16 protein-coding genes and 1 pseudogene are annotated in these 17,905 nt (G+C 71.8%); 5 read left to right on the top strand and 12 right to left on the bottom strand.

All coding sequences use genetic code 11. The annotated features are described in order from the left end of the window. Nucleotides 1-60: 60 nt before the first annotated feature. The 7 genes from AB0L59_RS41035 to AB0L59_RS41005 all read right to left on the bottom strand — a co-directional run bounded on the left by AB0L59_RS41035 (nucleotide 61) and on the right by AB0L59_RS41005 (nucleotide 10,200). The gene (locus AB0L59_RS41035; RefSeq protein WP_365592979.1) at nucleotides 61-3,669 is read right to left on the bottom strand and encodes a DUF4082 domain-containing protein; all 3,609 of its coding nucleotides are present in this window, start codon (nucleotides 3,667-3,669) and stop codon (nucleotides 61-63) included. 71 nt (nucleotides 3,670-3,740) lie between these two features. Further along, entirely contained in the window at nucleotides 3,741-4,859 is a 1,119-nt protein-coding gene (locus AB0L59_RS41030) for a DegT/DnrJ/EryC1/StrS family aminotransferase (RefSeq protein WP_365592976.1), read from the bottom strand. Continuing rightward, nucleotides 4,856-5,545 (bottom strand): acetyltransferase, encoded by a 690-nt coding sequence (locus AB0L59_RS41025; protein ID WP_365592973.1) that lies wholly within the window; start codon nucleotides 5,543-5,545, stop codon nucleotides 4,856-4,858. The genes AB0L59_RS41030 and AB0L59_RS41025 overlap by 4 nt, the downstream gene beginning before the upstream one ends. Further along, nucleotides 5,542-6,681: a DegT/DnrJ/EryC1/StrS family aminotransferase gene (locus AB0L59_RS41020; RefSeq protein WP_365592971.1), complete on the bottom strand. Its 1,140-nt coding sequence runs from the start codon at nucleotides 6,679-6,681 to the stop codon at nucleotides 5,542-5,544. Before AB0L59_RS41020 ends, AB0L59_RS41025 begins: the two co-directional genes overlap by 4 nt. Then, a complete protein-coding gene (locus tag AB0L59_RS41015) occupies nucleotides 6,678-7,652 on the bottom strand; it encodes an SDR family NAD(P)-dependent oxidoreductase (protein WP_365592969.1) in 975 nt (324 codons plus the stop codon). The genes AB0L59_RS41020 and AB0L59_RS41015 overlap by 4 nt, the downstream gene beginning before the upstream one ends. Before the next feature lie 29 nt (nucleotides 7,653-7,681). Beyond that, the gene (locus tag AB0L59_RS41010; RefSeq protein ID WP_365592966.1) at nucleotides 7,682-8,737 is read right to left on the bottom strand and encodes a Gfo/Idh/MocA family oxidoreductase; all 1,056 of its coding nucleotides are present in this window, start codon (nucleotides 8,735-8,737) and stop codon (nucleotides 7,682-7,684) included. Between the two features lie 23 nt (nucleotides 8,738-8,760). Beyond that, nucleotides 8,761-10,200 (bottom strand): sugar transferase, encoded by a 1,440-nt coding sequence (locus AB0L59_RS41005; RefSeq protein WP_365592963.1) that lies wholly within the window; start codon nucleotides 10,198-10,200, stop codon nucleotides 8,761-8,763. A gap of 276 nt (nucleotides 10,201-10,476) precedes the next feature. Between AB0L59_RS41005 and AB0L59_RS41000 the strand changes: the two genes are divergently transcribed. The 3 genes from AB0L59_RS41000 to AB0L59_RS40990 are packed head-to-tail and all read left to right on the top strand — an operon-like array spanning nucleotide 10,477 to nucleotide 13,726. Further along, entirely contained in the window at nucleotides 10,477-11,325 is an 849-nt protein-coding gene (locus AB0L59_RS41000; protein ID WP_365592961.1) for a glycosyltransferase, read from the top strand. Between the two features lie 29 nt (nucleotides 11,326-11,354). Continuing rightward, nucleotides 11,355-12,680 carry an MFS transporter gene (locus AB0L59_RS40995; protein WP_365592959.1) on the top strand — a complete coding sequence of 442 codons (1,326 nt, stop codon included), beginning with the start codon at nucleotides 11,355-11,357 and terminating at the stop codon, nucleotides 12,678-12,680. A gap of 23 nt (nucleotides 12,681-12,703) precedes the next feature. Further along, on the top strand, nucleotides 12,704-13,726 hold the full coding sequence (locus AB0L59_RS40990; protein ID WP_365592987.1) for a TolB-like translocation protein: 1,023 nt from the start codon (nucleotides 12,704-12,706) through the stop codon (nucleotides 13,724-13,726). A gap of 5 nt (nucleotides 13,727-13,731) precedes the next feature. Here the strand turns inward: AB0L59_RS40990 and AB0L59_RS40985 are convergent, their stop codons facing one another. The 4 genes and pseudogenes from AB0L59_RS40985 to AB0L59_RS40970 form a co-directional block, all read right to left on the bottom strand. Beyond that, nucleotides 13,732-14,973 carry a glycoside hydrolase family 3 N-terminal domain-containing protein gene (locus AB0L59_RS40985; protein ID WP_365592958.1) on the bottom strand — a complete coding sequence of 414 codons (1,242 nt, stop codon included), beginning with the start codon at nucleotides 14,971-14,973 and terminating at the stop codon, nucleotides 13,732-13,734. A gap of 457 nt (nucleotides 14,974-15,430) precedes the next feature. Then, entirely contained in the window at nucleotides 15,431-15,586 is a 156-nt protein-coding gene (locus AB0L59_RS40980; protein WP_365592993.1) for a hypothetical protein, read from the bottom strand. A 109-nt stretch (nucleotides 15,587-15,695) separates the two neighbouring features. Beyond that, nucleotides 15,696-15,971 (bottom strand): annotated as a pseudogene (locus AB0L59_RS40975) (hypothetical protein); the annotation flags it as partial. Further along, entirely contained in the window at nucleotides 15,968-16,147 is a 180-nt protein-coding gene (locus AB0L59_RS40970; RefSeq protein WP_365592953.1) for a hypothetical protein, read from the bottom strand. The gene AB0L59_RS40970 and the pseudogene AB0L59_RS40975, both read right to left, overlap by 4 nt. A gap of 28 nt (nucleotides 16,148-16,175) precedes the next feature. Here AB0L59_RS40970 and AB0L59_RS40965 point away from each other — a divergent pair, with 28 nt between their 5' ends. Next, nucleotides 16,176-16,364 carry a hypothetical protein gene (locus tag AB0L59_RS40965; RefSeq protein WP_365592990.1) on the top strand — a complete coding sequence of 63 codons (189 nt, stop codon included), beginning with the start codon at nucleotides 16,176-16,178 and terminating at the stop codon, nucleotides 16,362-16,364. Then, a complete protein-coding gene (locus AB0L59_RS40960; protein ID WP_365592984.1) occupies nucleotides 16,273-16,734 on the top strand; it encodes a hypothetical protein in 462 nt (153 codons plus the stop codon). The genes AB0L59_RS40965 and AB0L59_RS40960 overlap by 92 nt, the downstream gene beginning before the upstream one ends. Here the strand turns inward: AB0L59_RS40960 and AB0L59_RS40955 are convergent. After that, nucleotides 16,655-17,860 carry an MFS transporter gene (locus AB0L59_RS40955; RefSeq protein WP_365592951.1) on the bottom strand — a complete coding sequence of 402 codons (1,206 nt, stop codon included), beginning with the start codon at nucleotides 17,858-17,860 and terminating at the stop codon, nucleotides 16,655-16,657. The two genes, AB0L59_RS40960 and AB0L59_RS40955, sit on opposite strands and share 80 nt — an antisense overlap. Between the last annotated feature and the right edge of the window lie 45 nt (nucleotides 17,861-17,905).

The raw sequence follows: 17,905 nt of genomic DNA, 5'->3' as shown, positions 1-17,905 counted from the left end.
GGGGGCGGCGGGGGCCGCGCCGCCCCCCCCCCCCCCCCACCACCGGTGGGTGCCGGGCGGTCAGTTCTTCTTCTTGCGGACGGTCTTGCTGGTCAGGGTCCAGCTGTGGGACGCCACCGGACGGCGGTGCTTGTCCCGGGCCATGACCGTGACCTTGAACCGTGTGCCGTCCGGCAGGGGAGCCGACAGGTGGACGGACATCCGGTGGGTGGCACGGTCGTAGGAGGTGACGGCCGTGACGTGGAGTTTCCTGGCGGCGGCCGCCTGGGGGCCGGACAGGACGGTGACGGTCGCCCGGACAGAGGACGGCGCGGCCGAGGCGGGCACCGTCGCGACGAGGGGGCTGCCCGCGTCGGCGGTGTGCGTCACCGAGGACGTGGTCACCTCCGAGGCGTTGGGCGTCGACAGCATCGTGCTCGGGTTGTCGGCGGTGAAGAGGGGCCCGACCCAGTAGTTCGCGGATCCGTAGGAGTTGTTGGGGAAGGCCGAGTCGGTGCCGTACCTGTAGAGCCCGTTGTGGTGCGCGGTGGTGTCGGCGGTCGCGGTCAGCGGGTAGGACTGGTGGGCTGCCGCGAAGTAGCCGCCGTCCACCGCGTAGTTGCCCCTCGGCGCGTGGTAGGAGACGACGTAGGGGGTGCCGGCGGTGATGGCCACCGGGGTGGCGAAGGTCAGCTGCTGCCAGCCGGACGCCGTCTCGTTGGTCAAGGTGCCGGTGGCGAGCAGCGTGCCGCTGTCCGACCACAGGCTGCTGGTGTGGGTGCCGGTGTTGCCGGTGCCCTTGTAGAAGGTGACGCCGGTGACCCAGCCGTCCACGGAGGAGGTGAACCGGGTGCCGAGCTCGACGGAGTTGGCGTCGCCGGTCGTGTCCGTGGTGGCCGGCACGGCGGAGGAGTTCCACAGGGAGCAGGGGCAGGTGACCGCGGGCGGGCTGGAACTGGTCGTGAAGGTCCATGTCACCGGGTCGGCCATGGCGTTGCCCCACAGGTCGGCGGCCTGGACGGAGGCGGTGTACGTGGTGTTCAGCGCGAGCTCCGTCGACGGGGTGAAGGTCGCCTTGTTCGACGCGGACAGCGTCGTCGTCCCCGGTACGGCGTCGCCGTCCGGGTCCTTCAGGGAGAACGTCACGCTGTCGGCGTCGACGGCCGAGCTGAAGACGGCCGACACCGGTGCCGTGATCGACGCGCCGGTCGCCCCGGACGTCGGGGAGGTGGAGGTGACGGTGGGCGGGGTCGTGCTGGCCGTCGAGGTGTCCAGCACGACGTCGACCCAGTAGTTGCTGCCCGAGGACTGCGAGGACGGGAAGGCGCTGGTCGAGCCGTAGTGGTAGACGCCGTTGCCGCCGTCGGTGCCGGACTTGAGGCCCGTGAGCGGGGCGAGGCCGGCGTCGCTGGCGGAGAAGTAACCGCCGTCGTAGGAGTATCCGCCGTTGGGCGCGAAGTACGACGCCACATAGGTCGTGTTGGCCTTGACGGTCACCGGGGTGGCGAAGTTCAGCTGCTGCCAGCCGGAGGCCGTCTCGTTGGTGAAGGTGCCGGTGGCCAGGCGGGTGCCGGAGGCGCTCCACAGGCTGCCGGTGTGGGTTCCGGTGTTCGCGGGTGACTTGTAGAAACGAACGGCGGTGATGGAACCGGCCACCGTGGTGCGGAACTTGACTCCGAGCTCCACCGAGCTTCCGTCGCCCGCGTTGACGGTGCCGGGCACGGCCGAGGCCGGCCAGATGGTGCAGGGGCAGGCCTGGGGGCCGACGGTCACCGGGAGGGTGGTGACGGCGCCGATGTTCACGCTGTCGTCGACCGCGCGGACCTTGACGGACGCCGAGCCCGGGGTCGTCGGTGTCCAGCTGTATTTCCAGGAGGCCAGGCCGGTGGCGGCGTTCCAGGTCTTCCCGCCGTCCGTGGACACCTCCACGCGGGCCACCACGCCGCCGCCGGAGTCGGTGGCGGTACCGGTGATGGTGACCGGCTTCAGCGCCGGGACCGTGACCCCGGAGGCCGGACTCGTGACGGTGACGGTCGGGCCGGCGGTGTCGGTGGAGGCCGTGGCGGCGACCAGGTTGCTCTGCAGGGTCTTCGGCTGGATGCCCATGTCGGCGAGGATGTTCACGGTCGCCTGCTGCATCCGGGAGTCCTCGGTGACCACCGTGTCAGCGGGGTTGTTCACCGGGATGTTGGTCAGGCCCCACGACCACTGCACGGTCCCCGACCCGAACACCAGGGCCCCCGAGTCCTGGTCGCGGAACTCGACGAGGCTGTGCGTCGCCGTGCCGTTGCCGTACACGTTGCCCCAGTCCATGCGGAGCTTGCCGTCGGCGATGTCCACCGTCGTGGACGACAGGTCGATCTCGCCGGCGGGCCTGGTGCCGTTGTCGATGTCGCTGTCCCACTCGTAGCCGAGGGTGCCCGTCGGGAAGGTGGCGGTCTGGCCGGCGGTGAGGTTGGCGATGGAGGTGTTGCGCCAGATCCGGTTCTTTCCGTACGGGCCGGGGACCGTGATCGCGTCGCTGCGGTAGCCGTTCACCGTGAACATGGAGCCGGTGAGGATGTTCGGCGGCTGGTAGTCCTGCCCGTACTGGGTGCTGGCCGGGTCCATCCAGGTGCCGGTCCAGACGCCGCTGGGGTCGGCGACGCCGTTGTTCTGCGCCATCTTGGTCATCTTGTAGCAGACCAGGGTCCGGTCCGCCGTGCTGGTGCCGTCGATGCTCGGGGCGAGCCGCGTCTTCCAGAAGACCTCGTTGCCGCTGAAGAAGGCCTCTCGCACACCGGCCTTCCGGGCCGCCAGGACGTTGGAGTACTGGCTCTGCGTCCAGTACTCGTCGTGGCCGGAGGACATGTACACCTTGTGCTTCTCCAGCAGGGTGGCGCCGGCCGCCGAGGACACGTCCACGCCGGACAGGTAGCTGACGTCGTAGCCGTTGCGCTCCAGCCAGGACAGCATCATGTACTCGGAGCCGTAGATGCCGTTGTCGCCGCCGATGTCCAGCGGCCGGTTGTAGCTGACCTCGTAGGCGCGGCCGTCCGGCGCGGGTCCCGCGCCTCCGTACAGGTCCTGGCCGCCGTAGTCGTTGTAGGCCTGCCAGGTCTGGTCGCTGGTCTGCACGACCAGATCGGAGGTGCTGGAGTTGTTGCGGACGACGAACGGGTACGGCATCAGGCCGTCACCGTCGTTCTGCGTGAGGTTGGCGATGTAGAGGCCCGACACGGCGTCGCTGGGCACCGTCCAGTTCGCGGTCACCGGCCAGTTGCCGCAGTCCACCAGGCCGGTGCTGCTCTTGGTGGTGCAACTGGCCGCTTTGGTGGCGTAGTTGGCCGGATAGGTCACCGCTGCCTGGGCCGCGGTCGACATCTCCCGCGCCCCGTCGCCGCCGTACCAGCCCAGCCGGTAGATCTCGATGTGGTACGGGACCTTCGACTGGACCTTGAACTGGACGGTGTCACCGGCCTGGACGCTCTCCTTGGTGGAGAACCCCTGGATGTCACCGTAGGCGTTGGGCGCGAACCAGTCGGACATCGGGCTGCCCGGCTTGGAGTTCTCGCAGACGATCGGGTTCGAGCCCGCTCCGCACGGATCGGACGCAGCCTGGGCGGGCACAGCCTGCGGGAGCACCGCCCATATCAATGCCGCTACGACGGCGAGGCGCAGGCCCCGGATCCGTCTGCTCCATCTGTTCATGTGTACCTCTCAGCGGTGCTGTGCAGGACCGACCCAGGGGAGTCGGGGTGGTACGCGAAGCCGGGCGCCGCTCAGGCGCGCAGCGCGCCGGTGAGCGTGTCGACGACGCGCTGCTGCTGGTCGGGCGTGATCTGCGGGTACAGCGGCAGCGACAGGATCCGTTCGGCCGCCTTCTCGGCGTTCGGGAAGTCGCCACGGGAGTGACCGAGATGGCGGTACGCCGGAGTGAGATGAACCGGGGCGGGATAGTGCACCCCAGCGCCGATGCCCTCCGCGTTGAGCTTGCCCACGAGGTCGTCGCGGTCCGCGCCGGCGACCTGGACGACGTACAGGTGCCACACGTGGACGTTGCCGGCCGCCGCCGTCGGCAGCACGAGCCGGCCGGCGGCCGCGAGGTCGGCGAGCAGCGTGTCGTAGCGGGCCGCGGCGGCCCGCCGGGCCGCGTTGCCGTCCGCGAGCCGCGCCAGCTTCGCTCGCAGGACGACGGCCTGCAGCCCGTCCAGCCGGCTGTTGAACCCGGGCATGTCATGGCGGTACTTGGCGACGCCGCCGTGGTTCGCGATCGCCCGCACCCGGTCGGCCAGTTCCCCGTCGTCGGTCAGCACCGCGCCCGCGTCGCCGTAGGCGCCCAGGTTCTTGCCCGGGTAGAAGCTGGTGGCCGCGACCCCGCCGCTGCCCGGCGACCGGCCGTCGCGGGTCGCGCCCTGGCACTGGGCGGCGTCCTCGACGACCCGCACCCGGTCGGGCAGCCGGCCGGTCAGTTCCCGCACGCCGGCCATCTGCCCGTAGAGGTGCACGGGCACCACCGCACGGGTGGCCGGGCCGACCGCGTCCAGCGCGGCCTGGGGGTCGAGGAGGTAGCTGTCGGGCAGACAGTCCGCGAGGACCGGGCGCGCGCCGATCCGGGCCACCGCGCCCGCGGTGGCGATGAAGGTGTTGGCGGGTACGACGACCTCGTCACCGGGTCCGATCCCGATGGCACGCAGGGCGAGTTCGACGGCGTCGGTGCCGTTGGCGACACCCACGCAGTGGGCGACACCGCCGAAGTCCGCGTACTCGCGCTCGAAGAGGCGGACCTCCTCGCCCCCGACGAACGCGGTGTCGGCCAGGACCCGTTCGAATCCGGCCCGTACCTCGTCGGCGACCTCCTCATGGGCCGCCTTGAGGTCCACAAGAGGAATCTGGTTCATGTCAGCGGTCCCCCCACTGTCGGTGACGCGAGTTCGTCGAGCGCGGGCGTGTCCGCCGCGCGCAGCCGTCGGGCCGGGCTCCCCACCCAGACCTCGCCCGGCGGAACGTCGCCGAGCACGGCGCTCCCCATTCCGACCAGCGACCAGGCGCCGACCGTCGTGCCTTCCCTGACCAGGGCTCCGGAGCCGACGTAGGCGCCCTGTTCCAGCCGCGCGCCCCCGCCCAGGCGGACGCCGGACGCGATGGTGGCGTAGTCCTCGACCACGTCGTCATGGGTGAGGACCACATGGGGCATCACGGCGACATGCGCGCCCACCCGCACGGCGGCGGTCAGCGCACAGTGCGCGAGCAGGACCGAGCCGGGGCCGACCTCGCAGGTCGAGGACACGGCCGCCGTCGGATGGATCACCGTGGCGTAGCGGTCGGCGGACAGGGCGAGCCGGCGGACCAGCCGGGCGCGGGCCGCGTGGTCCCGGGGGTTGCCCACACAGATCACCACCCGGGCGCCGGGCAGGTCGTGGACCAGGTCGCAGCCGCCGAGGACGGGCACGCCGTCCACCTCGGTGCCGTGCAGGGCGGGGTTGTCGTCCAGGTGCCCGAGCAGCTTGAACTCGGCCCCGTCCGCCACGGCCTGGGCGGTTTCCCGGGCGAAGCCGCCCGCGCCGATGATCACGAGTTCGGTCATCTTCGGGCCTGTTCGCGCAGTGCCGTCACGACGCGGTCCTGCTGCGCCTCGGTCATCGTGTGGAACAGGGGCAGGATCAGCGAGTCGCGGGTGAGGCGCTCGGTGACCGGGAGCGGTGCGCGGGGGTGGTCGGCGTAGGCGGGTTCGAGGTGCGCGGCCATGATTCCGCGCCGCGCGGAGACGCCGGCCCCGGCGAGCGCGGCGAGCAGGTCGTCCCGGCCGACGGGGAAGTCCTCGTCCAGGAGCACCCAGTAGGACTGGAAGTTGCTCTGCCCGTGCGCGGGGTCGCGCACGGGGGTGAGGCCGCGGACGCCGTGCAGCAGCGTGTCGTAGCGGGCCGCCAGCTCGCGGCGGCGGGCGATCATCGCGTCGAGCTTCCCGAGCTGGACCATGCCGACCGCGGCCTGGACGTCCGTCATCCGGTAGTTGAATCCGACCTCGAGGTAGCTCTCCAGGACGGGCTTGTCGCTCGCGTGGCGGTCCGCCGCGGAGGCGTTCATGCCGTGCTCGCGCAGCCGGCGCAGCCGCGCCGCCCACTCGGCGTCGTCGGTGGTGATCATTCCGCCCTCGCCCGTGGTGACGAGCTTGCGGGGGTGGAAGGACCAGGCGGCGAGCAGCGCGCCGTGCCCCACGGGCTTGCCGCCGACGGTCGAGCCGATGGCGCAGGCCGCGTCCTCGACGAGGGGCAGGTCCCAGTCGGCGCAGGCGGTGCGCAGGGCGTGCACATCGGCCGGCACGCCGCCCTGGTGCACGGCGAGGACGGCCTTGGTGCGGACGGTGCGCACCGCGTCCACGGTGGCCGGAGTCAGGTTGCCGGTGGCGAGGTCGACGTCGGCGAACACCGGCTCGGCCCCGACGTAACGCACGGCGTTGGCGGTGGCGATGAACGACAGTGAGGGCACCACGACCTCGTCGCCGGGGCCGAGCCCGAGCGCGACGAGCGAGAGGTGCAGGGCGGTGGTGCACGAGCTGACCGCGACGGCGTGCTCGGCGCCCACCCGCTCGGCGAAGGCCTTCTCGAAGGCGGCGACCCGGGGGCCCTGGGCGACCCACCCGGACAGCACCGCGTCGGAGGCGGCCCGGGCCTCCTCCTCGCCGAGCCAGGGGATCATCACGGGGATGCGGTCGGTGCTCACTTGGCCGCCTTCCGTTCCGCGCGCCACCACTCGACCAGGTCGCGCAGCCCCGTACGCAGGTCGATGCGGGCCGTGAAGCCGAGCCGCTCGGCGGCCTGCGAGGTGTCCGCGAGCCTGCGGGTCACCCCGTTCACCGCGCGAGCGGGCCCGTGCACCGGCTCCAGGCCCTGGGCCCCCATCGCCTCCAGCAGACCCTCGGCGAGGCCCTTCAGCGAGGTCTCCGTACCGCTGGCGATGTTGAACACCTCGTCGGTGAGGTCCGACTCGGCGGCCAGCACATTGGCCCTGGCGATGTCGCGGACGTCGACGAAGTCCATGGTCTGCGTTCCGTCGCCGAGGATCAGCGGCGGCTCGCCCGACTCGATGCGCTCCATCCAGCGGATGAGCACCTCGGTGTAGAGGCCGTGGATGTCCATCCGGGGGCCGTAGACGTTGAAGTAGCGCAGTGCCACGTAGTCCAGTCCGTACATGGCGTGGAAGCTGCGCAGCATGCCCTCGTTGAAGGCCTTCGCCGCGCCGTAGAAGGTGTCGTTGTTGTACGGGTGGTGGCGTTCGGTCGTCGGGAAGGTCTCGGCCATGCCGTAGACGGACGCCGAGGACGAGGCGATCACCTTGGCCACGCCGGCCTCGGCCGCCGCCTCCAGGACGTTGAAGGTGCCGTCGACCAGCACCTCGTTGGCGAGCCGGGGTTCCTCCGCGCACTGGGTGATGCGGATCGCGGCGAGGTGGAACACCAGGTCGGCGCCCTCGGTGACCTTCCGTACGGTGTCGGCGTCCCGGACGTCGCCCTCGACGAGCTCCACGACGCCGCTCGGCAGGGCCTGGGCGAGATTGGCCCGCCGTCCGCGCACGAAGTTGTCCAGCACCACGATCTCGCGGGCGCCGCCCTCGGCCAGGAGGTCGACGAGGTTGGAGCCGATGGTGCCCGCTCCCCCGGTGACCAGGATCTTCTTGCCTCGTACGCTGCTCAACTGCGCTTCCCTCTCACTGAATTAAGCCGTCAACGCCCGGCACGCAGGCCGACGACCGCGCCCCGGAACTCCAGGCTCCGGGACGCCGCCTCAAGAATGTCCAGCACCCGCAGGCCCGCCCGCCCGTCGGTCAGCGGCGCCCGGCGTCCCCTGATCGCGTCGGCGAACTCCTCGACCATGCTGCGCAGCGCTTCCTTCTCGCCGATGGCGGGCGCGACCATGTCCCCGGACCGGTACGAGACGAGCATCTCCCGGCGCTCGTCCGCGCCGATCTCCTGCGGCGCGGCCAGGTCCACTCCCCGGTCGTAGACCGCCACCCGCTGCAGGGGGTTGAGGTCGTCCCAGATCAGGGTGCGTTTGGCACCGCCCACCATGGTGGTGCGCACCTTGGTCGGTGACAGCCAGTTGACGTGCACGTGGGCGATGGCCCCCGTGTTCAGCTGCAGCGTCAGATAGGCCACGCAGGCCTGTCCCGCGCCGATCGGGTCGGCCCCGTGCGCGGCGACGGCCACCGGCTCGACGGTGTCGGGAAGGATGAAGTCCAGGATCGACAGATCGTGCGGGGCGAGGTCCCACAGCACGTCGACGTCCTTCTGCACGAGCCCGAGGTTGATACGGACGGAGTCGACGAAGTGGATCTCGCCGAGTTCGCCGGAGCGGACCAGCTCCCGGATACGGCCGGCGGCGGGCGTGTAGCAGTAGGTGTGATCGCACATCAGGGTGAGCCCGCGCTCTTCCGCCTCGGCCACCAGGCGCATCCCGTCGGCGTACGTCGCCGCGAGCGGCTTCTCCACCAGGACGTGCTTGCCGGCGCGCAGGGCGGCCAGGGCGATGTCGAGGTGGGTGCCGGCGGGGGTCGCCACGGCGACGGCGTCGACGGCGGGGTCGGCGAGGACGGCCGCGTAGTCCGCGGTGGCCTCGACGGTCGAGTAGCCGCCGAGGACCCGCCGAGCCCGGTCCACGTCGAGATCGCACAGCCGGCGCAACCGGAACCTGTCGCTGGCCTGGAAGTTGCGTACGAGGTTGGGTCCCCAGTAGCCGGCCCCGACGACCGCGACGCCCAACGGCTCGGTGGTCTGCGTCACTTGGTTCCTCTTCCGTTGGTCCATCAGTAGGCCCCCGTTCCCCGCACCACTGCGGACCCGGTGCGCAGCAGGATCGACAGGTCGAGAGTCATCGACCAGTTGTCCACGTATCCCAGATCGAGCCGGACCGCCTCGTCCCAGGGCAGGTCGGAGCGTCCGCTGACCTGCCACAGTCCGGTGAGGCCGGGCTTCACGAGCAGCCGGCGCTTGATGTCCGGCGTGTACTCCTCCACTTCCTCGGGCAACGGCGGGCGGGGGCCGACGAGCGACATGTGACCCTTGACGACGTTGAGCAGTTGCGGCAGCTCGTCGAGCGAGCTGCGGCGCAGCAGCGTGCCGACCCGCGTGACCCGGGGGTCCGCCTTCACCTTGAACAGCAGGCCGTCGCTGTTCTGGTTGAGGTGCGCCAGCTCCGCCCGGAGCGCCTCCGAATCCGGCCGCATCGTGCGGAACTTGAGCATGGTGAAGTGGTCTCCGTACCGGCCTACGCGCTGCTGTCTGAACAGCGAGGGCCCGGCGCTGTCCAGCCGGACGATCAGGGCGATCAGCAGCATGGGCAGGGCGAGGACCGCCAGCAGCACCGCCGCGAGCGTGCGGTCCAGCAGTTCCTTGGGCAGCCGGGAGAACCGGGAGAGGTTCGGCGCCTGTATCCGCATCAGCGGCACACCGTTGGTGGGCCGTACCGCCAGGCGGGCGGCGGACACGTCGGTCAGGAGGGGGGCCACGACGAAGTCGACGCCCTGTACGGCCGCCGTCCAGGACATCCGGCGCAGGACGGAGGCGTCCGCGTCGGGGATCGGCAGTGCCACCACCGTGTGGATGCCCAGGGCCCGGACGACGTCGTTCATGTCGCCGATCCCGCCGAGGAAGGGGATCCCCGACTTGCGCGTGACCCCGGCGTTTTCCGGATCGCTGAGGCACACCCCGGTGACCTGGAGTTCCTGTACGCCGCCGCGCCGCAGCACCGCGGCCAGCTCCACGATGCCGTGCGACGGCCCGACCAGGAGCGTGGCGCTGCGGTCCCGGCCCCGCGCCCATCGTCTGCGGAGTCGGCGGCGCAGGGTGTACCGGATCAGCAGCGCGATCGCCACGGCCGGCACTGCCGCCATGATCATGTCATGGAGGAGGGCCTCGTCATGCGTGAACAACCAGTACGTGACCGCGGCCGGCGCCGGCAGCGCGACGGCGCCGCGCAGCACGCGCCGGTACTCCTCGGTCCCCAGACCGAGAGTGCTGCGGTCGTAGGTGCGATGGGCGAACATGACGACGATCCACGTCGGGGGCAGCACCAGGGTCACCGCCCAGCGGCCGTAGGCCGTGTGGATCAGTAAGGCGGCGGCTGCTGCTGCGAAGCCGTCCGCGACCAGCAGGACGATCCGGTACTTCCGTTCCCACCGTCTTCGGCGGGACCTCGGACCTCTGTGTTCGACAACCAGGTGCTCATGCGTGACCTCAATGGTCATGCCTCCCCCCACATGCGCGGCTACCCCCCGGTCGAAGTGCCCTCGACACAGCGGCACTGAAAGCGAGAGAGCTTCGGCGGTTCCCCAACCGCCTCATGCCCCCAGCATGCTGATACGGCGTGTTCCGTTCACCGGGCCGCACCATGACGCGCCATCAAGAACAAGTTCCCACCCAAACCGATCCGGCGGTCCTCAATCTAGACCACCAGTCGCAGTCGCGGGAACAGTTGGACGAAACACGCATCGCATGAGCGATTTTGGCTGCATACTGCCCCGGTGACGAGCATCGTGATCCCGGCTCACAACGAGGCACGAGTCATCGGGCGGCTCCTCGATGCGCTGCTGGCCGACTCCGCCGAGGCCGAGAACGACATCGTGGTGGTGTGCAACGGCTGTACGGACGACACCGCGCGGATCGCGGCCGCCCGGGGGCCGCGGGTCCGGGTGGTCGAGATCCCCGTCCCCTCCAAGCACGTCGCCCTGCGCACAGGGGACGATCACGCGCGGGGCTTCCCCCGCCTCTACGTGGACGCGGACGTGGTGCTCACGGGCGCCGACGTACGGGCGCTGGCCGAGCCGCTGAACGCCGACGCCTCGGGCGTCCTCGCCACCGCCCCCGAACGGCGGATTCCGCTGAGCGGCTGTGCGTGGCGGGTGCGCGCCTACTACCGGGTGTGGCAGCGGCTGCCGGCCGTACGCGAGGGGTTGTTCGGCCGGGGCGTCATCGCGGTCTCCGAGGCGGGGCACGCCAGGATCGCCGCGCTCCCTCCGCTGATGGCGGACGACCTGGCCGCGTCCCTGGCGTTCGCCCCCGAGGAGCGGCTCGTGGTCGGCGCGGCCCGGGTCGAGGTCCACCCGCCGCGCACCTGGCCGGACCTGATCAAGCGACGCATCCGGGCCGCGGTGTCCACCGCACAGGTCGAACAGCACCGACATCCACAAGAGGCCACGGCGCGCACGAGCAAGGCGGATCTGCTCACCGTGCTCCGCGGGGAGCCGAAGCTGCTGGCGGGCGTGGTGGTCTTCGCCGCGGCAGCGGTCGTCGCCCGCCGGGGGGCCGAAAAGGCCATCCGCGCCCAGGACTTCGGTACCTGGCTCCGGGACGAGAGCAGCAGACAGGCCTGATCCGCACCGCACCTGGAGTTCTCTCGACCATGTATCTCACCGACCGCTCCACGCCACCCAGGGCGGACACCGAGCAGGGCCGCGGACGCGGCGCCGTGCCCAGGGTCGCCCCGGTCGTGCTCGTGCTGGGCACGGTCAGTCTGATCACCGACATCTCCTCGGAGATGGTCACCGCCGTCCTGCCGCTCTACCTCGTCACCACGCTCGGCTTCAGCCCGCTGGGATTCGGCACCCTGGACGGCGTCTACAACGGCGTCAGCGCCCTGGTCCAGCTCACCGGCGGTCACCTCGCCGACCGGGCGCGCCATCACAAGCTGGTGGCCGGGCTCGGCTACGGCCTGTCCGCGCTGTGCAAGCCCCTGCTCCTGCTCGCGAGCAGTCTGGGCACGCTCGGCACGGTCCTCGCCCTCGAACGGACCGGCAAGGGCCTGCGCACCGCTCCGCGCGACGCGATGATCTCCCTGTCGACGCCGGCCGCGAACCAGGGCCGGGCTTTCGGTGTGCACCGGGCGATGGACACGACCGGCGCGATGCTCGGCCCCTTGGCGGCCTTCCTCATCCTGCGCACCGCGGTGGACGGCTATGACGCGGTGTTCGGCGTGAGCGCGTGCGTCGCCGCGCTCGGCGTGCTCGTTCTGGTGCTGTTCGTGCCGGGCAGGCCGAGAGGGGCGCAGGCATCCGAGCAGAGAGGCGACCCGGGAGACGAGCGGACGGACGAGGGCACGGACCAGGTGGGCCCGGGCGTGGCGAACGGCAGGCCGCGGGTCCGCGTGCACGATGCGCTGGTGCTGCTGCGCCTGCCACGGCTGCGGGCGCTCGCCGGCTGTGCGGCACTGCTCGGCCTGACCACCGTCAGCGACGCCTTCGTCTACCTGCTGCTGCAACGGCGCGCCGGTGTCGGCGAGCAGTGGTTCACGCTGTTGCCGCTCGGCACCGCCGTCGTGTTCCTGCTGCTGGCCGTACCCGTGGGTGCGCTGGCCGACCGGGTCGGGCGGCGCACCGTCTTCCTCGCGGGGCACATGGGTCTGCTCACCGGCTACGCCCTGCTGTTGTGGGCCCCCGCCACACCGGCCCTGCCCTGTCTCGTACTCGCCCTGCACGGCGCGTTCTACGCGGCCACCGACGGGGTGCTCCCGGCCGCGCTCGCCGACATCGTGCCCGAGCGGCTGCGCGCCAGCGGCCTGGCCATCGTCGGCACCAGCCAGGCCCTGGCCCGGTTCTGCTGCTCACTGGCTTTCGGCGCCGCCTGGACGGTGTGGGGAGACGGCCCGGCCCTGGCCGGCTCGGCGGTCGGTCTGCTGTGTACCGCGGCCGTCGCGGGGTTCGTGCTGCGGCCGGCGGGAGGGACCCGATGACCACCACAGCCCCGAGGATCCGCATGACACCGCTGCGCCGCCGCCTGCTCATCCTCCTCACGGCCGTCCTGCTCCTCGGGGGTCTGGGCACGGGGGTGGTCCTGCACGCCGCCGCCCGCGCGGACCGGGCCGACCAGCCGCAGCCGGGCGGCCCCACCGTCGGCACGGGCACGCCGAAACTCGGCCAGAAGGGGCGCCTGGCCTTCGTCAACGCGGTCGCCGGCCCGCACCGCGGCGCGATCGCCTCGGTCCCGTCCACCGATCCCGAGGGCGGGCGGATCGCCTCGGAGCTGAAGTGCGCGCGCTTCTACGCGGCGGCGGGCACGGGAGTCTGCCTCCAGTCCGTCACCGGCGTCCTCAAACAGAGCGACCGCGCCCTGCTGCTCGACGCCGATCTGCGCACGAGGCGCACCTTCCCGCTCGCGGGCACTCCCAGCCGGGCCCGGGTCTCGCCCAGCGGCCGCTTCGTCGCCTGGACGGTCTTCGTCTCCGGCGAGTCCTATTCGTCCGCGTTCTTCTCCACCCGGACCTCGGTGCTGGACGCCCGCACCATGCGGCTGACTCCCAGCCTGGAGACGTTCTCCATCGTCCTGGACGGAAAGCCGTACCGCGCCTCGGACGTCAACTTCTGGGGCGTCACCTTCGCCTCCGACGACGACACGTTCTACGCCACCCTCAACACCGCCGACCGTACGTACCTGGTGCGCGGTTCCCTCTCCCGGCGCACGGTCACCACCCTGGTGCAGAACGTGGAGTGTCCCTCGCTCTCCCCCGACGGGACCCGCATCGCCTTCAAGAAGCGGGTCCTGTCCGGTACTTCGCTCTGGCACGAGTACGTGCTCGACCTGAAGACCCTCCACGAGACGGCGCTCTCCGAACGCCACAGCGTCGACGACCAGGCCACCTGGCTCGACAACCACACCGTCGCCTATGCACTGCCGAGCGAAGGCAAGGTCGGCGGCAGCGACCTGTGGAGCGTACCGGCGGACGGCACGGGGAATCCCCGTCTCCTGATCGCGGGCGCCTCGTCCCCGGCACCGCTGTAGCCCGCTCAGGAGCAGAGGTTCACATGCCGGACGGCCAGAACGTGCCCCGCCGCGTCGATGAGGCGGCTGCGGGCGAGGTGTCCGCCGGTCACGGCGTTGGTGATCGCCGTGGCGATCGAGGACGTCTGGGAGCTGACGTTGCTCCCCAGGTCGAACATGACCATGTCGGCGCCGGAGCGCAGGGCCTGGACGGCGGCGGAGGGGATGGTGAAGCCGGCGGCGGAGATGGCCTTCGCGCTGAGCGAGTCGGTGACCACCAGGCCCTTGAAGCCCAGCTTGCCGCGCAGTTCGGTGCTGATGACGGTGGGTGACAGGCCGGCCGGATTGGTGCCCAGGCCGGGCACGACGTTGTTGGAGACCATGATGGCCGGGGCACCGGCCTTGATGGCCGCGGTGAACGGCGGGAGGCCCACCTTCTGCAGGGTGGACCAGGGCAGGGTGCGGGCGGGACCGAAGTCGGAGTTGTAGCTGGAGCCGCCGAGGCCCGGGAAGTGCTTGACGACGGGTATCACGCCTCCGGCACGCATCCCGTTCATGTACGCGACACCGGCCTTGGAGACCACCGAGGTGCTGCCGCTGAAGGAACGCCAGCCGTCCGGGTTGGTCTTGCTGGGTGCCACGTTCCTGCCGTCGACGTCCACCACCGGCGCGAGGTTCATGTTCACCTGGGCCGCCGCCATCTTCTTGGCGACCTTCGTGACGTTCTGCTGGATCTGGGCCGGGGTCCAGTGGGTGCCCATGTAAGAGGCCCAGGGCAGGGACCCGACGAGGTTCGACATGCGCTGGATGCCGCCGCCCTCCTCGTCGGTCATGACCAACAGGCCCAGGTGGCCGGGTACATGTGACTTCAGGGCGGTCAGCCGGGAGCCGAGGTCGGACGGTGCCTTGCTCCCGAACAGCACTGCACCGCCGGCACCGGCGGTCACCTCGGAGGTGACGTCGGACACCGAGGTCTCCGACACCGGGACGGCGATGGTCAGCATGGCCAGCCGGCGGTTCGACCACCCGGCCAGCTTCGTGCTGTTGGTGCACGCGGTGGCCGCGGCGGTGAGGTCCGGAGCGAACGTCGAACGGGATCGGGAAGGCGCGGCGGGCGGGACGAGGGACAGGCCGGGTCCACCGGAGTGCGGGGCCGCCTGGGGGGTGCCCGTGCCACAGCCGGCCAGGAGCATCGCCGCGACGGCGGCGGCCGTGCTCAGTCTTCGTGCGTTACTGGCCCGGCCGGGTACCCGCGTCGGGGCTGTCACGCTTCTGCGGTCACGGTACGACGGAAGAGTCATCGCCCGGTCTCCTTCGTGAAGTCGCGACGGTGACCGTCGCGCTGAGGGCCGTGTGAGCATGAGGTGGGCTTCATGGCGTGAGACGCGCACCCGCCCGCCTTTGTTCGCCGGTTCACGGTCGGAGTACCAGGATCTCGCGCCTCCGAGGCGGACGGAAGTCGAGCCGACGTGGCGGGAGGCCGATCAGGAAATGACTTCGATCGCGCTTCGTCGGGGCAGACCCCGGTGCGGCCTGCGCGTCTTCCGACGCGCCGCCTCCGGGGCCGCCGGGGAACGATCCGCTTCCGCGTCATACCAATGGCCTAACCTGCGCCCCTGCCGGAGAGATCACGACCGGCTCCGGAGGTGGTCACGCACGGTATCGCTCGCCGCACCGGACCGGCGGTGGACGCAGGGGCGGGTGTGCCGCCGCTGCGTCCACCCGTCAGGGCCGCCGCGCCGCCCTGCAGCGGGCGTGGGCCCCCAGGAGGGCCGGCACCGGCAGCGCACCGTCCGGGTCCTTGGCCGCGTCGTTCCAGCGGCACAGCGCCACCGCGTCCGCGGCCAGCGGATGCGCCGCGAACCGAGCCGCCTCCCGCACGTCCGTCGGGCCGCCCTGGACCTTCAGGGAGGCGACCGAGACCGGGCTGAGCAGGGCGTGGCCCGGGGTCGGTCGCCACGAGGTAGCGCTTGGCCGGCACGTGCTGGGCGATGACCCAGGCCGCGCGTTCGCCCAGCCGGCGCCTGGCGAAGGCGGCGCCCGCCGGCTCGTGCGGCAGACCCGGGTGCTCGGCCCGGCCCGGCCGGGCGCGTCCGACGTCGTGCGGCGCCGCCGCGACGACCAGTTCGTCGTCCGCGCCCGCGTCCCTCGCCGGCCGAGCCGTCTGCAGCGCGTGCGTCCGCTGGTCGAACGGCCTCCCCGTCGTACGGCAGGCCCGCGAGGCCGTCGACGAGTGCGGTCGGTTCCTCGCCCGTGAGCGGATCACGAGAGCTGCGGGTGGTCATCGGTCCTCCGTTCCGCGATCGTCGCCGCCAGTTCCTCCGCGAGCCGCAGCGCCACCGCGACCACGCCCGACCAACGGCGGGTGAGGTCGGGGGCGATCTCCAGGGGGCGGCCGCACACATCGATCACCGCACCGCCCGCCGCCGGGACGGTCACCATCGCCGCCGCCAGGTCGACGATGCGGTGCGTGTCGGACCCGGCGCCGTGGAACGCCGTCGTGGCTCCGGCCGCGCGCAGCTTGCACGGTGAGCCGTTCCTCCTCGCCGATCTCCTTGATGAGCTGCATGATCTGCGCCGAGGACTCGGCGTCGGGGGAGGCGCCGCCACCCACGCCTGCCGCGGCCTGGGCGCCCTCGCCGACCGGCCCAGGCTGTAGGTCGCCTCCTGCTCCGACCGGCTCGGCGAGGCCCTCCCCCGTGCTCGCCAGGGCTCCGGTCAGGGGCATGCTCACCGGCCCGGTGCCCCTGCTCGCCTGGTCCTTCCTCCGTGATGACCAGCCCCTCGCCGAGGCCCGCACGGCAGGTCGCCCTCGCCCTGCGCGACGAGGTGAGCGGCCAGGCCCTTCCCGCGCTGCGTCCCCGCACCCGCGCCCCGTTGGGCCCACTGGGCCTCCAGCCTCCGTGACACCACGGGCGGGTGGCCTCAGTTCGCCGTCCGCTCCGCCCGTCAACGGCCCCTTCGGCTGCGCAGCAGACGTAGGCCGACGATGCTCTGGACTGTCATCGCGGCGGCTGCCGTGGCAGTGACCGCGAAACCACCACGTGCTCCGAGAGTGTCGATCGCCCAGCCGGAGACCGCCGCCGCGCCGGCCGAGCCCGCCGCACTGGCGGAGCCGAGCCAGGAGAACGCCCGGGTCAGAACGGCCTGGTGGACGGTCGACTCGGTGAGCACGGAGAAGAGCGCCAGCAGGGGCGGGATCGTGGCGCCGGTCAGGAGCACGACCAGTCCGAGCCCGAACGGGGAGCCGACCGTGAGCAACAGCAGCGTGCCGAGCATCAGCGCACCGGTGACCGCCGGCAGTTGCACCGGCGGCGGGACACGCCACCGGCGCAGCCCGTAGAGCCATCCGGCCAGCAGTCCGCCGCAGTTGGAGAGCGCGAAGATCGGGGCCGCGGCGCTCGGTGCGCCGTGCTCCACCCCGAAGGCGGTCACCGACACCTGCATGGCACCGAAGAAGACACCGATGGCCAGGTTGAGGCCCATCAGCAGGAAGACTTCGCTGCGCAGCAACGACCGGTCCTGCGGGGCGTGAGCGGCGCTGTCGCCCGCCGGCGCGGGCGCGCTGCCGCGCTGCGCCGCGAGGACCAGACCACCGACCACCGACAAGGAGGCGGCCAGCACCGTGCCGAGCACGGGATGCCCGGCTGCGGCGACCGCGCTGACCAGTGTCGGGCCCACGAGGTAGCCCACCGCGTTGCTGAGGGACTCCAGCGCGAATGCGGTGGGCAGTTCCGCCGCTCGGTCGGTGCGCAGCAGTGCCGCCCACCGTGCCGCGGACATCGCGCCGAGCTGTGGAACGCTGGCCCCGACCAGCCCGCCCCCCAGGATCAGAAGGGCGTCGGGGGCATCGGCGGCGACCAGGGACACCAGGACGGTCACCGCCGCGGCGTGGGCGAACAGTGCGGGCGGCAGGACCCGGGTCTGCCCCAACCGGTCCACAAGCCGGGCCAGTTGCGGCGCCCCGAGCGCTTCGGCCACCGCGAACGCGCCACTGACCAGGCCGGCCGCGGCGAAGGTTCCGGTGTGGCTGTGCACGAGCCAGACGACGCTGAGGTTGGTCATCGCGACGCCGACGCGTCCCAGCGACGCCGGCAGGAAGAAGGCTGCGGCGCCCGGGGTGCGCAGCAGGGCACGGTAGTTCGCCGACGACACGGCGAGTCCATTTCGCTGCCCGGCGGGACGGCCCACCTGGGTCGT

The sequence above is a fragment of the Streptomyces sp. NPDC052109 genome (genome assembly GCF_040680195.1).
In the GTDB taxonomy this organism is placed as follows: Bacteria; Actinomycetota; Actinomycetes; order Streptomycetales; family Streptomycetaceae; genus Streptomyces.
Note: the sequence above shows the minus strand (reverse complement) of the source record. Positions and strands in the feature narration are given on the sequence as shown.

What these genes read in the sequence shown, in the direction of transcription:
- AB0L59_RS40970 (WP_365592953.1), bottom strand. Translation starts at nt 16,147, where the DNA reads ATGGTGACCGTCCCGGCGGCGGGCGGTGCGGTGATCGATGTGTGCGGC.
- AB0L59_RS40995 (WP_365592959.1), top strand. Translation starts at nt 11,355, where the DNA reads ATGTATCTCACCGACCGCTCCACGCCACCCAGGGCGGACACCGAGCAG.
- AB0L59_RS41025 (WP_365592973.1), bottom strand. Translation starts at nt 5,545, where the DNA reads ATGACCGAACTCGTGATCATCGGCGCGGGCGGCTTCGCCCGGGAAACC.
- AB0L59_RS40990 (WP_365592987.1), top strand. Translation starts at nt 12,704, where the DNA reads ATGACACCGCTGCGCCGCCGCCTGCTCATCCTCCTCACGGCCGTCCTG.
- AB0L59_RS41035 (WP_365592979.1), bottom strand. Translation starts at nt 3,669, where the DNA reads ATGAACAGATGGAGCAGACGGATCCGGGGCCTGCGCCTCGCCGTCGTA.
- AB0L59_RS40960 (WP_365592984.1), top strand. Translation starts at nt 16,273, where the DNA reads ATGATCTGCGCCGAGGACTCGGCGTCGGGGGAGGCGCCGCCACCCACG.
- AB0L59_RS41005 (WP_365592963.1), bottom strand. Translation starts at nt 10,200, where the DNA reads ATGACCATTGAGGTCACGCATGAGCACCTGGTTGTCGAACACAGAGGT.
- AB0L59_RS41030 (WP_365592976.1), bottom strand. Translation starts at nt 4,859, where the DNA reads ATGAACCAGATTCCTCTTGTGGACCTCAAGGCGGCCCATGAGGAGGTC.